The following is a 3,034-nucleotide window of genomic DNA, read 5'->3' as shown; positions in this document are numbered from 1 at the left end:
GCACGTTTTGGTCAAGTCCTCGACCGATTAGTACTGGTCCGCTCCATGCATCGCTGCACTTCCACTTCCAGCCTATCTACCTGATCATCTCTCAGGGGTCTTACTTCCATATAGGAATGGGAAATCTCATCTCGAGGGGGGCTTCACACTTAGATGCTTTCAGCGTTTATCCCTTCCGTTCATAGCTACCCAGCGATGCGCCTGGCGGCACAACTGGTACACCAGCGGAACGTCCATCCCGGTCCTCTCGTACTAAGGACAGCTCCTCTCAAATTTCCTGCGCCCGCGACGGATAGGGACCGAACTGTCTCACGACGTTCTGAACCCAGCTCGCGTACCGCTTTAATGGGCGAACAGCCCAACCCTTGGGACCGACTACAGCCCCAGGATGCGATGAGCCGACATCGAGGTGCCAAACCTTCCCGTCGATGTGGACTCTTGGGGAAGATAAGCCTGTTATCCCCAGGGTAGCTTTTATCCGTTGAGCGATGGCCCTTCCATGCGGAACCACCGGATCACTAAGCCCGACTTTCGTCCCTGCTCGACTTGTCAGTCTCGCAGTCAAGCTCCCTTATACCTTTACACTCTGCGAATGATTTCCAACCATTCTGAGGGAACCTTTGGGCGCCTCCGTTACATTTTAGGAGGCGACCGCCCCAGTCAAACTGCCCACCTGACACTGTCTCCCGCCACGCTTAGTGGCGCGGGTTAGAGTGTTCATACAGCAAGGGTAGTATCCCACCAATGCCTCCTCCGAAACTAGCGTTCCGGTCTCTACGGCTCCTACCTATCCTGTACAAGCGGTACAAACACTCAATATCAAGCTACAGTAAAGCTCCATGGGGTCTTTCCGTCCTGTCGCGGGTAACCCGCATCTTCACGGGTACTATAATTTCACCGAGTCTCTCGTTGAGACAGTGCCCAAATCATTACACCTTTCGTGCGGGTCGGAACTTACCCGACAAGGAATTTCGCTACCTTAGGACCGTTATAGTTACGGCCGCCGTTTACTGGGGCTTCAATTCTGGGCTTCGCTTACGCTAACTCATCCTCTTAACCTTCCAGCACCGGGCAGGTGTCAGCCCCTATACGTCATCTTACGATTTAGCAGAGACCTGTGTTTTTGATAAACAGTTGTTTGGGCCTATTCACTGCGGCTGACCTTGCGGTCAGCACCCCTTCTTCCGAAGTTACGGGGTCATTTTGCCGAGTTCCTTAACGAGAGTTCGCTCGCTCACCTGAGGCTACTCGCCTCGACTACCTGTGTCGGTTTGCGGTACGGGTGATTTATTTCTAACTAGACGCTTTTCTCGGCAGTGTGATATCAGCCACTTCGCTACTAAAATTTCGCTCCCCATCACAACTTGTCCTTATAGTCGTAAGCATTTCACTCGCGTCAAGACTTGTTGCTTGGACACCCATTTCCAGCCGGGTGCTTGGCTTAACCTCCTGCGTCCCGCCATCGGTCAAACAAAATAAATCAGTACAGGAATCTCAACCTGTTTTCCATCGACTACGCCTCTCGGCCTCGCCTTAGGTCCCGACTAACTCTGGGAGGACGAGCCTTCCCCAGAAAACCTTAGTCATACGGTGGATAGGATTCTCACCTATCTTTCGCTACTCATGCCGGCATTCTCACTTCTAATCGCTCCAGCCGTCCTCACGATCGACCTTCAACGCCATTAGAACGCTCTCCTACCGCGCAACCATAAGGTTGCACCCACAGTTTCGGTATTATGCTTAGCCCCGGTATATTTTCGGCGCAGGGTCACTCGACTAGTGAGCTATTACGCACTCTTTAAATGATGGCTGCTTCTGAGCCAACATCCTAGTTGTCTGTGCAACGCCACATCCTTTTCCACTTAGCATAAATTTAGGGACCTTAACTGGTGATCTGGGCTGTTCCCCTTTCGACAATGGACCTTATCGCTCACTGTCTGACTCCCGGAGTAAGATAATTGGTATTCGGAGTTTATCTGAATTCAGTAACCCATGACGGGCCCCTAGTCCAAACAGTGCTCTACCTCCAATATCCATCCTCCGAGGCTAGCCCTAAAGCTATTTCGGAGAGAACCAGCTATCTCCAAGTTCGTTTGGAATTTCACCGCTACCCACAACTCATCCCAGCATTTTTCAACATACACGGGTTCGGTCCTCCAGTGTGTTTTACCACACCTTCAACCTGGTCATGGGTAGGTCACTTGGTTTCGGGTCTACACCAACATACTTAATCGCCCTATTCAGACTCGCTTTCGCTGCGGCTCCGGCTTTTCACCTTAACCTCGCATGTTAGCGTAACTCGCCGGTTCATTCTACAAAAGGCACGCTGTCACCCATTAACGGGCTCCAACTAATTGTAGGCACACGGTTTCAGGAACTATTTCACTCCCCTTCCGGGGTGCTTTTCACCTTTCCCTCACGGTACTGGTTCACTATCGGTCACTAGGGAGTATTTAGCCTTGGGTGATGGTCCACCCGGATTCCGACGGAATTTCACGTGTTCCGCCGTACTCAGGATCCCAAACGGAGGGTGGTCGATTTCGACTACAGGGCTTTCACCTTGTTTCGCGCAGCTTTCCAGCTGACTTCGTCTATCAACCACTTTGGTAACTCCAATGTCTGGTCCTACAACCCCAAGAAGCAAGCTTCTTGGTTTGGGCTGTTCCCACTTCGCTCGCCGCTACTATGGGAATCGCAATTGCTTTCTCTTCCTGCAGGTACTTAGATGTTTCAGTTCCCTGCGTATGCCTCTGACATGCTATGTATTCACATGCCAGTAATCACCTAAAGGTGATTGGGTTCCCCCATTCGGAAATCTTCGGATCAAAGCTTACGTATAGCTCCCCGAAGCATATCGGTATTAGTTCCGTCCTTCATCGGCTCCTAGTGCCAAGGCATCCACCGTGCGCCCTTTGTAACTTGACCTTGATCTTTTAAAAGATCGGTCTAGCGATCGAATTTCTATCTAGAAACTCTAACAAATACGCTGTGTTCTCGGCATTTCTTTAAAACAATGATATCCAGTTTTCAAAGA

The 3,034-nt window shown here is 50.9% G+C and carries 1 rRNA gene; it reads right to left on the bottom strand.

What is annotated here, in order from left to right:
* Positions 1–7 precede the first annotated feature (7 nt).
* Positions 8–2,925 (bottom strand): 23S ribosomal RNA (locus JUF11_RS12955).
* Positions 2,926–3,034: the final 109 nt, after the last annotated feature.

It is taken from the genome of Lacticaseibacillus suilingensis (assembly GCF_016861845.1).
Taxonomy (GTDB): Bacteria; Bacillota; Bacilli; order Lactobacillales; family Lactobacillaceae; genus Lacticaseibacillus; species Lacticaseibacillus suilingensis.
The sequence above is the reverse complement of the archived record's forward strand: the minus strand, read 5'-3'. Positions and strand labels throughout refer to the sequence as shown.